This is a genomic window from Microbacterium pygmaeum (assembly GCF_900100885.1).
Taxonomy (GTDB): domain Bacteria; phylum Actinomycetota; class Actinomycetes; order Actinomycetales; family Microbacteriaceae; genus Microbacterium; species Microbacterium pygmaeum.
This window is the reverse complement of the sequence record NZ_LT629692.1, coordinates 3,061,435-3,076,595: the sequence shown is the minus strand read 5'-3', so window position 1 is coordinate 3,076,595 and position 15,161 is coordinate 3,061,435. Positions and strand designations below refer to the sequence as shown.

The 15,161-nt window shown below is 69.2% G+C and carries 16 protein-coding genes; 12 read left to right on the top strand and 4 right to left on the bottom strand.

What is annotated here, in order from left to right:
• Positions 1-75 precede the first annotated feature (75 nt).
• The 3 genes from BLT19_RS17710 (at position 76) to BLT19_RS14790 (ending at position 2,872) form a co-directional block, all read left to right on the top strand.
• Complete coding sequence (locus tag BLT19_RS17710) at positions 76-354, top strand: 2TM domain-containing protein (RefSeq protein WP_157681869.1); 279 nt, start codon at positions 76-78, stop codon at positions 352-354.
• A gap of 53 nt (positions 355-407) precedes the next feature.
• Positions 408-1,559, top strand: coding sequence for a flavodoxin-dependent (E)-4-hydroxy-3-methylbut-2-enyl-diphosphate synthase (ispG, locus tag BLT19_RS14795; RefSeq protein WP_172825641.1), 1,152 nt, complete (start codon positions 408-410; stop codon positions 1,557-1,559).
• A gap of 305 nt (positions 1,560-1,864) precedes the next feature.
• On the top strand, positions 1,865-2,872 hold the full coding sequence (locus tag BLT19_RS14790; protein ID WP_091491774.1) for a 1-aminocyclopropane-1-carboxylate deaminase: 1,008 nt from the start codon (positions 1,865-1,867) through the stop codon (positions 2,870-2,872).
• Between the two features lie 9 nt (positions 2,873-2,881).
• Here the strand turns inward: BLT19_RS14790 and pcp are convergent, their stop codons facing one another.
• Complete coding sequence (gene pcp, locus BLT19_RS14785) at positions 2,882-3,520, bottom strand: pyroglutamyl-peptidase I (protein WP_091491771.1); 639 nt, start codon at positions 3,518-3,520, stop codon at positions 2,882-2,884.
• Between the two features lie 57 nt (positions 3,521-3,577).
• On the opposite strand from pcp, the gene BLT19_RS14780 reads away from it, so the two are divergent.
• Together BLT19_RS14780 and BLT19_RS14775 are read left to right on the top strand one after the other, a co-directional pair.
• Positions 3,578-3,985 (top strand): pyridoxamine 5'-phosphate oxidase family protein, encoded by a 408-nt coding sequence (locus BLT19_RS14780; protein ID WP_091491769.1) that lies wholly within the window; start codon positions 3,578-3,580, stop codon positions 3,983-3,985.
• An 11-nt stretch (positions 3,986-3,996) separates the two neighbouring features.
• Positions 3,997-5,766 (top strand): proline--tRNA ligase, encoded by a 1,770-nt coding sequence (locus BLT19_RS14775; RefSeq protein WP_091491766.1) that lies wholly within the window; start codon positions 3,997-3,999, stop codon positions 5,764-5,766.
• A gap of 9 nt (positions 5,767-5,775) precedes the next feature.
• Here the strand turns inward: BLT19_RS14775 and BLT19_RS14770 are convergent, their stop codons facing one another.
• A complete protein-coding gene (locus BLT19_RS14770; protein ID WP_091491764.1) occupies positions 5,776-6,297 on the bottom strand; it encodes a pyridoxamine 5'-phosphate oxidase family protein in 522 nt (173 codons plus the stop codon).
• Between the two features lie 82 nt (positions 6,298-6,379).
• Complete coding sequence (locus BLT19_RS14765) at positions 6,380-7,222, bottom strand: DUF1206 domain-containing protein (protein ID WP_091491762.1); 843 nt, start codon at positions 7,220-7,222, stop codon at positions 6,380-6,382.
• A gap of 154 nt (positions 7,223-7,376) precedes the next feature.
• Here BLT19_RS14765 and nusA point away from each other — a divergent pair, with 154 nt between their 5' ends.
• From nusA to rbfA, 4 genes are read left to right on the top strand one after another with little or no spacing between them, the layout of a single operon-like run.
• On the top strand, positions 7,377-8,363 hold the full coding sequence (nusA, locus tag BLT19_RS14760) for a transcription termination factor NusA (protein WP_091491759.1): 987 nt from the start codon (positions 7,377-7,379) through the stop codon (positions 8,361-8,363).
• Complete coding sequence (locus tag BLT19_RS18155; protein ID WP_269457415.1) at positions 8,347-8,685, top strand: YlxR family protein; 339 nt, start codon at positions 8,347-8,349, stop codon at positions 8,683-8,685. The genes nusA and BLT19_RS18155 overlap by 17 nt, the downstream gene beginning before the upstream one ends.
• A 58-nt stretch (positions 8,686-8,743) precedes the next feature.
• Positions 8,744-11,545 carry a translation initiation factor IF-2 gene (gene infB, locus BLT19_RS14750; RefSeq protein WP_091491757.1) on the top strand — a complete coding sequence of 934 codons (2,802 nt, stop codon included), beginning with the start codon at positions 8,744-8,746 and terminating at the stop codon, positions 11,543-11,545.
• Positions 11,546-11,602: 57 nt separating this feature from the next.
• The gene (gene rbfA, locus BLT19_RS14745) at positions 11,603-12,121 is read left to right on the top strand and encodes a 30S ribosome-binding factor RbfA (RefSeq protein WP_091491755.1); all 519 of its coding nucleotides are present in this window, start codon (positions 11,603-11,605) and stop codon (positions 12,119-12,121) included.
• 83 nt (positions 12,122-12,204) lie between these two features.
• Here the strand turns inward: rbfA and BLT19_RS14740 are convergent, their stop codons facing one another.
• Positions 12,205-13,074: an HhH-GPD family protein gene (locus tag BLT19_RS14740; RefSeq protein WP_091491753.1), complete on the bottom strand. Its 870-nt coding sequence runs from the start codon at positions 13,072-13,074 to the stop codon at positions 12,205-12,207.
• 37 nt (positions 13,075-13,111) lie between these two features.
• Here BLT19_RS14740 and BLT19_RS14735 point away from each other — a divergent pair, with 37 nt between their 5' ends.
• Genes BLT19_RS14735 through BLT19_RS14725 form a run of 3 tightly spaced genes read left to right on the top strand, consistent with a single transcriptional unit; the run spans position 13,112 to position 15,110 of the window.
• Complete coding sequence (locus tag BLT19_RS14735) at positions 13,112-13,798, top strand: nucleoside/nucleotide kinase family protein (protein WP_091491751.1); 687 nt, start codon at positions 13,112-13,114, stop codon at positions 13,796-13,798.
• Positions 13,798-14,745 carry a tRNA pseudouridine(55) synthase TruB gene (gene truB, locus BLT19_RS14730; protein WP_091491748.1) on the top strand — a complete coding sequence of 316 codons (948 nt, stop codon included), beginning with the start codon at positions 13,798-13,800 and terminating at the stop codon, positions 14,743-14,745. Before BLT19_RS14735 ends, truB begins: the two co-directional genes overlap by 1 nt.
• Positions 14,742-15,110 (top strand): hypothetical protein, encoded by a 369-nt coding sequence (locus BLT19_RS14725; protein WP_091491745.1) that lies wholly within the window; start codon positions 14,742-14,744, stop codon positions 15,108-15,110. Before truB ends, BLT19_RS14725 begins: the two co-directional genes overlap by 4 nt.
• The last annotated feature ends 51 nt before the right edge of the window (positions 15,111-15,161 follow it).

Here is a 15,161-nt window from a genome sequence, read left to right as displayed (position 1 = left end):
TTACCACACGGCCGGAATGCCCTCCGGCGTCGAAAATGCTCGAGCCCGCCGCTGGGGTTCAGTAGTCTGACGCCCATGAGCGACGACCAACTCCGTGACCGCGCCCTGCACAGCCTCAAGGCCAAACGAGGCTTCTACTCCCTGTTGATCACCTGGGTGGTGCTCTCGGCACTGTTCACCGTGATCTGGCTTCTGACCGGCGGACCCTCCTCCGGAGGCTTCTGGCCGGTCTGGCCCATCGCCGGAATCGGCATCGCGGTCGTCTTCTCCGCCGTGAGCGCGTTCGGCGGCGGATCGGGCACTCCCAGCGAGGCGCAGATCCAGAGCGAGATGGATCGCCTCAAGGGTTCCTGAACGACGGTCTCCCGTCGCGCCCGCGCTCAGGTGCGCGGCGTAGGCTGGATCACGTGCCAGCTGTGAATCTCGGGATGCCCAAGGTCCCCGAAACCCTCGCTCCCCGCCGCAAGTCCCGGCAGATCAAAGTGGGCAAGGTGCTCGTCGGCGGCAACGCCCCGATCAGCGTGCAGTCGATGTGCACGACGCCGACCACGAACATCAACGCGACGCTGCAGCAGATCGCCGAGCTCACGGCGTCCGGTTGCGAGATCGTGCGCGTCGCCGTGCCCTCGCAGGACGATGCGGACGTGCTGCACATCATCGCCAAGAAGAGCCAGATCCCGGTGATCGCCGACATACATTTCCAGCCGAAGTACGTCTTCCAGGCCATCGACGCCGGTTGCGCCGCGGTCCGCGTGAACCCCGGCAACATCCGCAAGTTCGACGATCAGGTCGGCGCGATCGCAAGAGCCGCCTCGGATGCCGGTGTCTCGCTGCGCATCGGAGTCAACGCGGGCTCGCTCGACCCGCGTCTGCTGGAGAAGTACGGCAAGGCCACTCCCGAGGCGCTCGCCGAGAGCGCCCGCTGGGAGGCGAGTCTGTTCGAGGAGCATGACTTCCACGACTTCAAGATCTCCGTCAAGCACAACGACCCGGTGATCATGGTGAAGGCCTACCGCCTTCTCGCCGAGATGGGGGATTGGCCGCTGCACCTCGGCGTGACCGAGGCCGGCCCCGCCTTCCAGGGCACCATCAAGAGCGCGACGGCGTTCGGCATCCTGCTCGGCGAGGGGATCGGCGACACCATCCGAGTCTCCCTGTCGGCCCCGCCGGCCGAAGAGGTCAAGGTCGGCCACCAGATCCTGCAGTCGCTGAACCTCCGCGAACGCAAGCTCGAGATCGTGTCGTGCCCGTCGTGCGGCCGCGCGCAGGTGGATGTCTACACGCTGGCCGACAACGTGACCGAGGGGCTCAAGGACGTGACCGTCCCACTCCGGGTCGCCGTCATGGGTTGCGTCGTCAACGGCCCCGGCGAGGCGCGCGAAGCCGATCTCGGGGTCGCATCCGGTAACGGCAAGGGGCAGATCTTCGTGAAGGGCCAGGTCGTCAAGACCGTTCCCGAGTCCGAGATCGTGGCGACCCTCATCGAGGAGGCGCGCCGGATCGCCGACGAGATGGGTCCCGAGGCCACGATCGGGACGGCGCAGGTCGTCACGAGCTGACGCGCGCCGGGCGCGGCATCCGCTCGCCTCGCGCTGACATGCGTCCAGCGGCGGCATCCGTCACGCCTCGCGCCGGCGTCGCGTCGCCCCCGCGACGCTCCGCTGTGGCGTGAACGCCTCCGATGTTCGGAGGATTTCGCGTGCGTAGGAGGATTCCGAGCGAATCATCCGACGTTCGTCACATCCTCCGACGCACGTGCCTCGGCGGGGACGCGTACTGCGCTCGGCTCAGCGCGAAATGCAATATCCAAAATATTGAGATAGCGTGACGGCGAACCCGCAGCCGCGACGATGAAGGAACCTCCATGCCGATCACCGACTTCGAGCGCTACCCGCTCACCTTCGGACCGAGCCCGATCCACCACCTGCCGCGTCTGACGCAGCACCTCGGCGGCGCGCAGATCTGGGCCAAGCGCGAAGACGTGAACAGCGGTCTCGCCTTCGGCGGCAACAAGACCCGCAAGCTCGAGTACCTCATCCCGGAGGCGCTCGCCCAGGGCGCCGACACCCTCGTCTCGATCGGCGGATACCAGTCCAACCACACCCGTCAGGTCGCTGCGGTCGCGGCGAAGCTGGGGCTCAAGGCACGCCTCGTCCAGGAGAACTGGGTCGAATGGCCGGACCCGCTGAGCGACCGAGTGGGCAACATCCAGCTCTCGCGGATCATGGGTGCGAAGGTCACCCTCGACTCCGCGGGCTTCGACATCGGCATCCGCTCCAGCTGGCAGCAGGCGATCGACGAGGTGATCGCGGACGGCGGCACGCCCTACGCCATCCCGGCCGGTGCCTCCGATCACCGCCTGGGCGGACTCGGCTTCGCCAACTGGACGTACGAGGTGCAGCAGCAGGAGCGCGAGCTCGGCGTCTTCTTCGACACGATCATCGTCTGCACCGTCACCGGCTCGACGCACGCCGGCATGATCGCCGGCTTCGCCGGCCAGGACCGCCCCCGCCGGGTCATCGGCATCGACGCATCGGCGACGATCGACAAGACCCGCGCCCAGGTCGAGCGCATCGCCCGCAACACCGCCGAGCTGATCGGCCTCGGGCGCGACCTGCGCGAGGACGAGATCACGATCCTCGAGGGCTGGGCGGGCGACCTGTACGGCATCCCGGTCGAATCCACGCTCGATGCGATCCGCCTGGGCGGCTCACTCGAGGCGATGATCACCGACCCCGTCTACGAGGGCAAGTCACTGGCCGGCCTCATCGATCTGGTGACCTCCAGAGAGATCCCCGCGACGAGCAACGTCCTGTACGCGCACCTCGGCGGTCAGCTCGCACTCAACGCGTACAGCGGGCTGTTCCGCTGACCCGCGCCGTCAGGAGATCGTTCCGCCCGCGATCCGCGCATGGTGCGTCGAGCGGATGCTGGTGAGCAGCGCGATCTCGATCGCCATGACGATCGCATCCAGAGGAAGGGACGGCGCGCCGCCGGGCGCGTGCTCGCTCGACCACGGCACGTGCACGAATCCGGCGCGCACCTCCGGCGTCGCGGCGGTCGCGGCCATCGCCGCGTAGAAGACCTGGTTGCACACGAAGCTCCCCGCCGAATGCGACAGCTCGGCGGGGATGCCGGCCGTGCGGATGTCCCGCGCGATCGCCTTCACCGGCAGGGTCGAGAAGTAGGCCGCCGGGCCGCCGCGCAGCACCGGCTCGTCGATCGGCCGCCGGTCCGCGTTGTCGGGGATCCGCGCGTCGACGAGGTTCACGGCGACGCGCTCGGGTGTGACCGCGGAGCGGTCGCCGGCCAGACCGGTCGCGATCACGAGATCGGGCTGATGCTCCTCGAGGAGGGAGCGCAGGGCTGCAGGGGCGTCCGCGAACGTGACCGGAAGCACGGCGGTGATCAGCTCGCCCGGGCCGCGCCACCTCGCGGCAACCCGCCGTACGGCCAGGCCAGAAGGGTTCACCGCGTCCGTGCCGAACGGTTCGAATCCGGTCAGGAGTGCTCTGGTCACCGGCCCAGGCTACGTGCGTATCCTCGGAGGGGGCTCAGCATCCTGGACGAGCACACCGTGGCGTGGCTCTATCTCACCGGCAGCGGCGTGGAGACCATCGCGCACCTCACCGAGAACGGTCGGGTGTGCCTGATGTTCTGCTCGTTCGATGCGCGGCCGCGCATCGTGCGGCTGCACGGCTCGGGCCGGGTGCTCATGCAGGGCGACGAGCTGTTCGAGCGCGTCGCCGCCGAGCATCCGGGCCACCTCGGCGCCAGAGCGGTGATCGTGGTGGATGTGGACCGCGTCGCCGACGCCTGCGGCTGGGGCGTCCCTGTGATGGAGTTCGTCGCCGACCGCGACATCATGCGGCCGTGGGCGCAGGAGAAGGGTGCGGACGGGCTCGATCGATACCGGGCGCAGAAGAACTCGGCATCGATCGACTGGCTGCCAGCTCTGGCGACGGCCGGGCCGCGGCATCCGTAAGCTTGATCCTCGTGGTCACACGTCTCTCTACGTTCTTCCTCCGCACCCTTCGCGAAGACCCGGCTGATGCCGAGGTCGCGTCGCATCGGTGGCTCGTCCGCGCCGGTTACATCCGCCGCCAGGCACCGGGGATCTTCGCGTGGCTGCCGCTGGGTCTGCGGGTGAAGGCGAAGATCGAGGCGATCATCCGCGAAGAGATGGCAGGCGCCGGGGCGTACGAGGTGCACTTCCCCGCGCTGGTGCCCCGCGACCCGTATGAGCAATCCGGCCGCTGGGAGACCTATGGCAACGGCATCTTCCGCCTGAAGGACCGGAAGGACGCCGACTACCTGCTCGCGCCGACGCACGAGGAGCTCTTCACGCTCCTCGTGAAGGATCTCTACTCGTCGTACAAAGATCTGCCGCTGGCGATCTATCAGATCCAGGACAAGTACCGCGACGAAGCCCGCCCGCGAGCGGGGCTGCTGCGCGGCCGCGAGTTCACGATGAAGGACGCGTACTCGTTCGACTCCACGGATGAGGGGCTGGATGCCTCATATCAGGCGCAGCGCGACGCGTACGAGCGCATCTTCACGCGGCTCGGTCTCGAATACGTCATCGTCGCCGCCGACAACGGTCTCATGGGCGGGGCGCGCAGCGAGGAGTTCCTGCACCCGACGCCGATCGGCGAAGACACCTTCGTGCGCTCATCCGGCGGCTTCGCCGCGAACGTCGAGGCCTTCACGACCGTCGTGCCCGACGCGATCCCGTTCGATGGACTCCCTGCACCCGTGGTCTTCGACTCACCGAACACGCCGACGATCGCCACACTCGTCGATCACGCGAACGCTTCGCTCGATGCTCCCGCCGACGGCGAGTGGACTGCTGCGCACACGCTGAAGAACGTCGTGCTCGCGCTCACCCACGTCGACGGCACGCGTGAGCTGGTCATCGTCGGCATCCCCGGTGACCGCGACATCGACGACAAGCGCGCCGAGGTCGCCTTTGCGCCCGCTGCCGTGGAGGCGGCGACCGCCGAGGACTTCGAGCGCAACCCACTGCTGGTCAAGGGCTACATCGGCCCCTGGTCGGAGACCGGCGCGATCCTCGGGGAGGAGTCGGCCACCGGCATCCGCTTCCTGCTGGATCCTCGCGTCGTCGACGGCACGTCGTGGATCACCGGCGCGAACATCGATCAGAAGCACGTGCACTCGCTCGTCGCCGGTCGTGACTTCTCGACCGACGGCTACGTCGAGGTCGCAAACGTGCGCGCAGGCGACCCCGCTCCGGACGGCTCGGGGCCTGTCGAGCTCGCCCGCGGCATGGAGATCGGGCACGTCTTCCAGCTCGGGCGCTTCTTCGCCGAGACGCTGGGACTGAAGGTCCTCGACGAGAACGGCAAGCTCGTCACCGTGACGATGGGCTCGTACGGCATCGGCGTGACCCGGATCCTGGCGATCATCGCGGAGCTGAACAACGACGCGAAGGGTCTCATGTGGCCCCCCTCCGTCGCGCCGTTCGACGTGCACGTGGTGGCTGCCGGTAAGGACGCCACCGTGTTCGAGGTCGCCGAGAAGCTGGCGGCTGATCTCGAGGCGGCCGGTGTCGACGTGCTCTACGACGATCGGCCCAAGGTCTCGCCGGGCGTCAAGTTCGGCGATGCGGAGATCATCGGAGTCCCGAAGATCGTCATCGTGGGCCGCGGTGCTGTGGACGGACAGGTAGAGCTGTGGGACCGCCGTACCGGCGACCGGGAGACGGTTCCGATCGCCGACGCGCTCGCGCAGTTGACCGCGCGCTGAGCGGAGCCCTCAGCAGGACACGCGGCCGTGGCGCATCATGTCGTCGGGCGTGTCCTTGGTGATGAGCGCCTTGAGCATGCCTGCGGCGGCGACGATCTTGCCGTGCCGCGGCTCCCAGAACTCGCACACCTTCGGCGTGACCTTCAACAGGACGACGCCGGGTGTGTCCAAGCCGTCCTCGAACCAGATGTCGAGATCGGTCGTGTAGAGCTCCTTCATCTTCGCCTCGTCCCGCACAACGCTGCCGCGGCCGGCGATCGAGACGAAGCGGTATCCCTTGGCGTCGAGGTAGGACAGACCCACGTCGTGGTCGGGGTCGGCCTGCGCTTCGGCGACCTTCTTGGTGTCTTCCAGCGTGAAGAACCAGATGTCGCCGTCGTCGTCCATCTGGCGCGTGCTCATCGGGCGGCTGACGAGGTTCCCGGCCGCGTCCTGGGTGGTCATCATCGTGAAGTCGATGTCTTCGACGAGCTCCTTCACGCGCGCGATCGCCTCGGTGCCGGTCACTTCTTCGGGGGTGGTTTCAGTCATGACCCGAGCCTGCTCGCCGCGATGCGGGCGCACCAGGGCATTGACAGGGCGGATGCTGCGGCTTAGCGGATCCGAGGCCTGCTCAGAGCCGGGCGAACCGCGCACGGAAGAAGCAGAACACGCCGTAGGCGATGAGCCCGACACCCACAGCCCCGGCCAGCCACGGACCGTACGGGAGGGCCAGCAGTGCGGTCATCGCCCCGTCCAGACCGCCGGCCGCGGCGGGATCGACCTTGACGGAGGCGACCAGCAGCAGGATGCCCACGATCACCAGCGCGATGCCCTTCGCGATGAAGCCGACGATGCCGAGCGTCTTGACGGCCGGGCCGATGCCCCCGGCCGGGATGGACATCTTCTTCTCGAAGCTGCGCAGGAACCCCATCACGATGAAGGACACGCCGCCGATGCCGACGCCGAGCCCGATCAGGCCCAGCACGATCGGCCCGCCGGGAATCGACAGGACGCCGCGGCTGACATCCTCGGTCGACTGCTCGCTGTCCACACGCGCGCCGAGGGCGACGACCGCTGCGATCAGGCCCAGCGCGACGAAGACGACCGCCTGACCCCACTCCGATATGCGCCTGCCCCACTTGGATCCCTGCCGCTTGGCCGTCTCCACGGTGCCGTCCGACGACGTCGAAGCCGGGGCGCTGACCAGGACGCCTTCGAAGAGGTGCCAGAGGCCCAGCGCCCACAGTGCGATGGCGAGCACCCAGAGCAGCACGAACCCGAACGGCGCAGCCGCGATGGCATTGAGCGCCCCGGCCTGGTCGCTCTCCCCGTCGCCGCCGAACGCGAGCACCAGCGTGATCACACCGATGAGGATGTGCACGAGGCCGTTCGCGGCGTAGCCGGCGCGGGCCACCGCCCGCAACGGCGTGCTCGACTCGGCCTTCCGGGCGACCTTCTTGACGTCACTGGACACGGACAGAGCCTAGGGCCGCCTCTCGACGCGCGGAACGGTCTTGACGCCCGCCCGGGGCGCAGCAGTTCCCAGCATCTGCGGAAGCGGCATCCGGTACCTTGGAAGGATGCCTGCGCGGGACGCGCCGGCGACACATCTGAATAGGGAGAACACAGTGGACATCGATCTGTCACTGCTGCGCACGATCGAGCGCGAGAAGGAGATCCCCTTCGACGAACTCGTGCGGATCATCGAGCAGGCGATTCTGACCGCCTACGCCAAGCACACCACCGCGACCGGCGAGCTGCCCGAGGGCGCTCGCGCTCACCTGGATCGCAAGACCGGTCACGTGGCGATCTTCCTCCCGATGCGCGATGACGAAGGCGCGATCATCGGCGAGGAGGAGACGACTCCCGACGACTTCGGCCGCATCGCGGCCTTCGCCGCCAAACAGGTCATCAGCCAGCGCCTGCGCGACATCGCCGACGACGCCGTGCTGGGGGAGTTCCGCGGGAAAGAGGGCGACATCGTCGCCGGCGTCGTGCAACAGGGTCCCAACCCGCGCATGGTCCACGTCGACCTCGGCTCGGTCGAGGCCATCCTTCCGCCGGAGGAGCAGGTGGCCGGGGAGAGCTACCCCCACGGCTCGCGTCTGCGGGTCTACGTGACCTCGGTCTCCAAGGGCACGAAGGGTCCGCAGATCACCGTCTCGCGCACCCACCCGGGCCTGGTACGGAAGCTGTTCGCGCTCGAGGTCCCCGAGATCCAGTCCGGACTCGTCGAGATCGTCTCCCTCGCCCGCGAGGCCGGTCACCGCACGAAGATCGCGGTGAAGGCCAACGACCCGACGATCAACGCGAAGGGCGCCTGCATCGGCGAACTCGGCCGGCGCGTCCGCGCGGTCACCGAGGAGCTCAGCGGCGAGAAGATCGACATCGTTGACTACGACCCGGAGCTGGCCAGGTTCGTCGCGAACGCGCTGTCGCCCGCCAAGGTGACCTCGAGCTTCATCCTGGACGCGTCCATCAAGGCCGTCCGCGCGCTGGTGCCCGACTACCAGTTGTCGCTGGCGATCGGCAAAGAGGGGCAGAACGCCCGACTGGCGGCGAAGCTGACCGGCGCGAAGATCGACATCCAGCCGGACAGTGTCCTCGAGGGCTGAGTCCGCAGGACACCGCACCGCAGGCGGACACCCAGCGCGGAGGTGTAAGATCGTTCCTGTACGAACGTGTGTCGGATGCCGCACGCGTGCCCCCCGGTCCTCACTCCTGCGAGTGGTGGCCGTCGGATCTTCGCTCGTCGCAGACGAGCGGGCTTCGATGCCGGGACGGGGCGCGTGGGTGCACGAGACGCATGCATGCGTGGATGCCGCACTCCGGCGTCGCGCTTTCGTGCGGGCATTGCGTGTGTCAGGTCCTCTGGATACGCAGACCTTCGAGAAACGGCTGAACGGCTATGGAAACAAAGTGAACGGCTCGAAATGAGACCCGTCCGCGACTGAGGTCTGCCCTGCCTGGGTAGACCAACCCAGACAGGAGAATTGTGGCTGCCAAACCACGCGTACACGAGATCGCATCCGAACTCGGTGTAGACAGCAAGATCGCTCTTGCAAAGCTCAAGGAGCTCGGCGAATTCGTCAAGAGCCCCTCATCGACCATCGAGCCCCCGGTGGCTCGGAAGCTGCGCGCCGCCCTCGAGGCGGATGGCGCAGGCAAGGCCGCGGCTGCTTCGGCTCCCGCGGCGTCCGCCGCCAAGGCACCGGCACGTGCCGGTGCTGCACGCCCCGGAGCCGCCCGTCCGGGCGCGCCGCGCCCGAGTGCGCCGTCCGCGACCCCTGCGGCACCGGCTCCGGCCCCGGCCGCGGCGCCCGCCCCCGCGGCATCCGCTCCCGCCACCCCGGCACCGACGGCTCCGGCCGCTCCGGCATCGTCCACCCCGGCTCCCGCAGCCCCGGCCGCGCCTTCGGCTGATGCCGCTCCCGCGGCTCGTCCGGCCGCGCCCGGCGGCCCGCGCCCAGGCAACAACCCGTTCTCGAGCGCGCAGGGCATGGGACAGCGTCCCGCCGGCCCGCGCCCGGGCAACAACCCGTTCGCCAGCGCGCAGGGCATGGGTCAGCGCCCGAGCCCGACTCCCGGCAACATCCCCCGTCCCCAGGCTCCGCGCCCCGGCGCGCCGCGTCCGGGTGCTCCCGGTGCGCGTCCCGGCGGTCCGGGGCGTCCCGGCGGCGCCGGTCGGCCGGGCGCCCCGTTCCAGCAGCGTCCCGGCGGTCCCGGTCGTCCGGGCGGTGCAGGTGGCGGCTTCCAGCGCCCCGGTGGCGCTCCCGGCGGTGCACCCGGTGGCGGCTTCGCCGCGCGTCCTGGTGGAGCCGGCGGTCGTGGCCGTGGCCCGGGCGGCGGCACCGCGGGTGCCTTCGGCAAGGGCGGCGGCAAGTCCAAGCAGCGCAAGTCGCGTCGGGCGAAGCGTCAAGAGTTCGAGATGAGGGATGCGCCGGTCGTCGGTGGCGTCAACGTCTCGCGCGGAAACGGCGAGATCATCCGCATGCGCCGCGGCGCGTCGATCTCGGACTTCGCCGACAAGATCGAGACGCTGACCGGCTACACCGTGCAGCCCGGAACGCTCGTGACCATCCTGTTCAACCTGGGCGAGATGGCCACAGCGACCGAGTCGCTGGACGAGGCCACCTTCGAGGTGCTGGGCGCCGAGCTCGGCTACAAGATCCAGATGGTCTCGCCCGAGGACGAGGACAAGGAGCTCCTGGAGGGCTTCGGTCTCGACCTCGGCGCGGAACTGGAGAACGAGAACGAGGAAGACCTCGAGATCCGTCCGCCGGTCGTGACCGTCATGGGCCACGTCGACCACGGTAAGACCCGACTGCTGGATGCCATCCGCCAGACCAACGTGGTCGCAGGCGAAGCCGGCGGTATCACGCAGCACATCGGTGCGTACCAGGTCTGGACCGAGCACGAGGGCATCGAGCGCGCGATCACCTTCATCGACACCCCGGGTCACGAGGCGTTCACCGCCATGCGTGCTCGCGGTGCGCAGGTGACCGACATCGCGATCCTGGTGGTCGCCGCCGACGACGGCATCATGCCGCAGACGGTGGAGGCGCTCAACCACGCCCAGGCGGCCGGTGTGCCGATCGTGGTCGCGGTGAACAAGGTCGACAAGCCCGACGCCAACCCGGCCAAGGTCCGTCAGCAGCTGACCGAATACGGTCTGGTCGCCGAGGAGTACGGCGGAGACGTCCAGTTCGTGGACGTGTCGGCTCGTGCCGGCACGAACATCCAGGAGCTGCTGGATGCCGTCCTGCTGACCGCCGACGCGGGCCTGGACCTCACGGCCAACCCGAACAAGGCTGCCCGTGGTGTCGCGATCGAGGCCAAGCTCGACAAGGGCCGCGGATCGGTGGCCACCGTGCTCATCCAGTCCGGAACGCTCCGGGTCGGAGATGCGATCGTCGCCGGAACGGCGTACGGCCGTGTCCGTGCGATGGCGGACGAGAACGGCGACGCCGTGCTCGAGGCCTACCCGTCGCGTCCCGTCCAGGTGCAGGGACTCAACTCGGTGCCGCGTGCCGGTGACACCTTCATCGTCACCGAGGAGGACCGTCTCGCCCGTCAGATCGCCGAGAAGCGTGAAGCGGCGGAGCGCAACGCGCAGCTGGCCAAGGCCCGCAAGCGCATCTCGCTCGAGGACTTCACCCGTGCGCTCGAAGAGGGCAAGGTCGAATCCCTCAACCTCATCATCAAGGGCGACGTGTCCGGTGCCGTCGAGGCGCTGGAGGAGTCGCTCCTCAAGATCGAGGTCGACGATTCGGTGCAGCTGCGGATCATCCACCGCGGTGTCGGTGCGATCACCGAGTCCGACGTGAACCTGGCGACGATCGACAACGCGATCATCATCGGCTTCAACGTCCGCCCCGACACGAAGGCGCGCGAGCGCGCCTCCCGCGAAGGTGTGGACACCCGGTTCTACTCGGTCATCTACAACGCGATCGACGACGTCGAGCAGTCTCTCAAGGGCATGCTCAAGCCGGAGTTCGAAGAGGTGCAGTCGGGTGTGGCCGAGATCCGCGAGGTGTTCCGCTCCTCGAAGTTCGGCAACATCGCCGGTGTCATCGTCCGCTCGGGCACGATCACTCGAAACGCCAAGGCGCGGGTCATCCGCGACGGCGTCGTGGTCGCCGACGGCCTGGCCATCGAGTCGCTGCGTCGGTTCAAGGACGACGTCACCGAGGTGCGCACGGACTACGAAGCCGGTATCGGCCTCGGCAAGTTCAACGACATCCAGATCGGCGACGAGATCGAGACCATCGAGATGGTCGAGAAGCCTCGAGGCTGATCACCTGCGGGGGGCGCCTTCGGGCGTCCCCCGCACCAGTACCACCAGGGAGAGAACATGGCCGGCGAACGGCAAGCCCGCGTCGCGGATCGCATCCGCGTCGTCCTCGCGGAACGTCTCGAGAAGGGCCTGCGCGACCCGCGGCTCGGCTTCGTGACGATCACCGACGTCAAGGTGACCGGCGATCTGCAGCACGCGTCGGTGTTCTACACGGTCATGGGCGATGAGGCGCTTCGCGCCGACACCGCCGCCGCCCTCAAGTCGGCGACCGGCATGCTGCGCAGTGAGGTCGGCAAGAACCTCAACACCCGGCTCACCCCGACGCTGGAGTTCTTCCTGGACGCCATCCCGGAGAACGCCGATCACATCGCGGCGCTTCTTCGCGAAGCGCGCGAGCGCGATGAGGCCGTCGCGGGCCTGGCGGCATCGGCGCAGTACGCCGGGGACGCCGACCCGTACGTGAAGCCCCGCGACCTCGATGAGGCCGACGCCGACGACGAGGGCACCGACGAGGCTGACGCCGACGACGAGGACACCGACGAGGCTGATGCCGACGAGGCCCCCCGCGCCGGTTAGTTCCGTCGGAGGATTTCACGAGTGTCGGAGGATTCGCCGCGGATCCTCCGACATTCGTGCGTTCCTCCGACGAAGCGGAAGGCTCACGCGCGGGGGAGTCGGACAAACGCGCCGTCGAGGTCGATGAGACCGTCGTCGGCGAGGGTCGCGAGCGCGCGGTCGCGCTGATGACTGTCCGGCCAGTCCGGCAGGACGGTGTCCGTCCGGATGCCGTCGGCCCCGGCATCCCGCAGTCGTCTCAGCACCGCACCCCGCGCCTGCCGGTCGCTGCCCTCGTACCGCGCCTGCCTGCGTCGGTCATCACCGGTGTCGGGGTAGCCGGCAGCCCGCCAGGCGCACGCATGCGCGATCGGGCATGCGTCGCATTTCGGCGCTCGTGCAGTGCACACCGTCGCGCCGAGTTCCATCGTGGCCGCGTTCAGCACCGCCGCCTCTGCGTCGTCCGGGGGCAGGAGCGCGTCCATCGCGGCCAGGTCCCGGCGACCCGGGGGGCCGGGCTGGGCGCGTCCGGCCACGGCGCGCGCGATCACCCGGCGCGTGTTCGTGTCGACCACGGGATGCCGGTCGCCGTAGGCGAACACGGCGACCGCTCGCGCGGTGTAGTCGCCGATCCCGCTCAGCGCGAGCAGCGCCTCGACGTCCCTGGGCACGACCCCGTCGTGCCGGTCGCGGATCTGGGCCGCCGCGCGGTGCAACCAGATCGCGCGCCGGGGGTAGCCCAGGTTCGCCCACAGGCGCACGGCCTCGGCAGGGGAGTCGGCCGCGAGCGCGGCCGGATCCGGCCACCGCCTGAGCCACTCGTCCAGGCGCGGGATGACGCGACTCACCTGCGTCTGCTGGAGCATGAACTCGCTGACGAGGACTCCCCACGCGCCGAATCCCGGATGCCGCCACGGCAGGTCTCGGGCATTCGTGCGGTACCACCCGATCAACGGAGTCGCGAGATCGGGCATGCGGATCAGCCTATGCGGGCGACCGTAGGCTAGGACGGTGCGACTGCCCACGACCCCCGCCACCTCTCTGCTGCGCGACCTGCGTTCCGAGGTCCGGCAGAACAACCGCGGCGGGCGCGTGATCCTCGCCGTGGACGGTGTCGACGGCGCGGGCAAGTCGACCTTCGCCGACGCGTTCGCAGAGGTGGTCGCCGAGGACGGCTCCGCGGTGTACCGCGCTTCGCTCGATGACTTCCACCGTCCGCGCGCCGAGCGATACGCCCGCGGCCGCCGCTCGCCCGAGGGCTTCTATCTCGATTCCTACGACTACGCGACCTTCCGGCGCGTGCTGATCGACCCGTTCCGCGACGGCGCGCAGACCGGCGGGGCCACCGGATTCCAGCTGGCCGCGTTCGACCTGCAGCGCGATTCCCCAGTCGAAGCGGCGTGGGTGACCGCTCCGCGCGACGCGGTGCTGATTGTGGACGGCATCTTCGCGAACCGTCCAGAGCTGCGGGGCGTCTGGAACTGGTCGGTCTGGCTCGAGGTCCCCGAGGAGATCGCGTTCGCGCGGATGGCGCTGCGCGACGGCACCGATCCGGATCCGGCTGCCGAGACGAACGCCCGGTACCGCGACGGCCAGGCGCTGTACTTCCGGGAGGCCAGGCCTCGCGCCGAGGCATCCGTCATCGTCGACAACGCCGACCTCGCGCACCCTCGCCGCGTCTTCCTGGACTACTGCTGATGACGGCCGGAGTGCTGCTGGTCGACAAGCCGAGTGGGATGACCAGCCACGACGTCGTGGCGCGCGCGCGACGGGCGCTGGGGACGCGCAAGATCGGTCACGCCGGCACGCTGGACCCGATGGCGACCGGCCTGCTCGTGCTCGGCGTGGACGGCGCGACGCGGCTCCTGACATATGTGGTGGGCCTGGACAAGACGTACGAGGCGACGATCCGGCTCGGAGCGATCACCGACACCGACGACGCCGACGGAGAGATCCAGACGAGGACGGATGCTGCGGCCGTGAGCCTCGCGGCTGTGGCCGCTCGGATCTCCGAGCTCACCGGCACCATCTCGCAGGTGCCCAGCCGCGTGTCGGCGATCAAGGTCGCCGGCAGGCGCGCGTACGATCTGGCCCGGGCAGGCGAAGAGGTCGAGCTCGCGGCACGCGAGGTCACCGTCTCGCGATTCGACGTGCGGGGGCATCGCCGCCCGTCGGCAGGTTCAGGGACCGGGTCTGACGGATCAGGGACCGGGGAGCCTCTCGCGGAGTTCCTCGACCTGGACGTCGTGGTCGACTGCACCAGCGGCACCTACATCCGCGCGCTGGCGCGCGATCTCGGCGCCGCGTTGGGTGTCGGCGGCCATCTGACCGCCCTGCGCCGTACGCGGATCGGGCCGTTCGCCGTCGCCGGTGCGGCGACTCTGGAGGACCTGGCGACCCATCCGCTGCTGTCGCCGGGTGAGGCGGCATCGGCGGTGCTGGGTGTCGTCTCCGTCTCCGCCGACGAGGCGCGCGACCTCCGGCACGGCAAGCGTCTGGCGGGGGCCGCTGCGCGGTTGGATCCGGATCAGCGGAACCGGCCGGCCGCCGCCATCGATGCCGACGGTGTCCTGGTCGGCATCGTCGAGCGGCGCGGCGAGGACATCAAGAGCGCCATGAACATGCCGCAGGAGGTCGCTTCGTGATCCTGTGGTTCACGCTTGTGCAGGTGATCGTCGCCGCAGCGGCGGGCCTGCTGTGCATCATCCTCGGACTCGCCGGCCGTCGCCCCAGCGATCTCAGCGTGGGCGGCCTGGCGCTGCTCGAACTGCTGCTGATCGCGCAGATCGTCGTGGCCGTCGTCGCGCCGCTCGTCGGCAACCCGCCGACGGGAAGTCTGCTGGAGTTCTGGGTCTACCTCGTCTCGGCCGCCCTGCTTCCGCCGGCCTCGGTCGCCTGGGCGCTGCTGGAACGCAGTCGCTGGAGCACCGTGATCATGGGCATCGCCGCGCTCGCGGTGGCCATCATGGTCTGGCGGATGTTCGCGATCTGGACCGTCCAGATCGCCTGAGTCCCACGCTCGGGACGGGGGCGGTCCGGGCTCGGCGGCGCCGCGGGGGCG

What these genes read in the sequence shown, in the direction of transcription:
- BLT19_RS17710 (WP_157681869.1), top strand. Translation starts at nt 76, where the DNA reads ATGAGCGACGACCAACTCCGTGACCGCGCCCTGCACAGCCTCAAGGCC.
- BLT19_RS14790 (WP_091491774.1), top strand. Translation starts at nt 1,865, where the DNA reads ATGCCGATCACCGACTTCGAGCGCTACCCGCTCACCTTCGGACCGAGC.
- BLT19_RS14770 (WP_091491764.1), bottom strand. Translation starts at nt 6,297, where the DNA reads ATGACTGAAACCACCCCCGAAGAAGTGACCGGCACCGAGGCGATCGCG.
- rbfA (WP_091491755.1), top strand. Translation starts at nt 11,603, where the DNA reads ATGGCCGGCGAACGGCAAGCCCGCGTCGCGGATCGCATCCGCGTCGTC.
- BLT19_RS14740 (WP_091491753.1), bottom strand. Translation starts at nt 13,074, where the DNA reads ATGCCCGATCTCGCGACTCCGTTGATCGGGTGGTACCGCACGAATGCC.
- truB (WP_091491748.1), top strand. Translation starts at nt 13,798, where the DNA reads ATGACGGCCGGAGTGCTGCTGGTCGACAAGCCGAGTGGGATGACCAGC.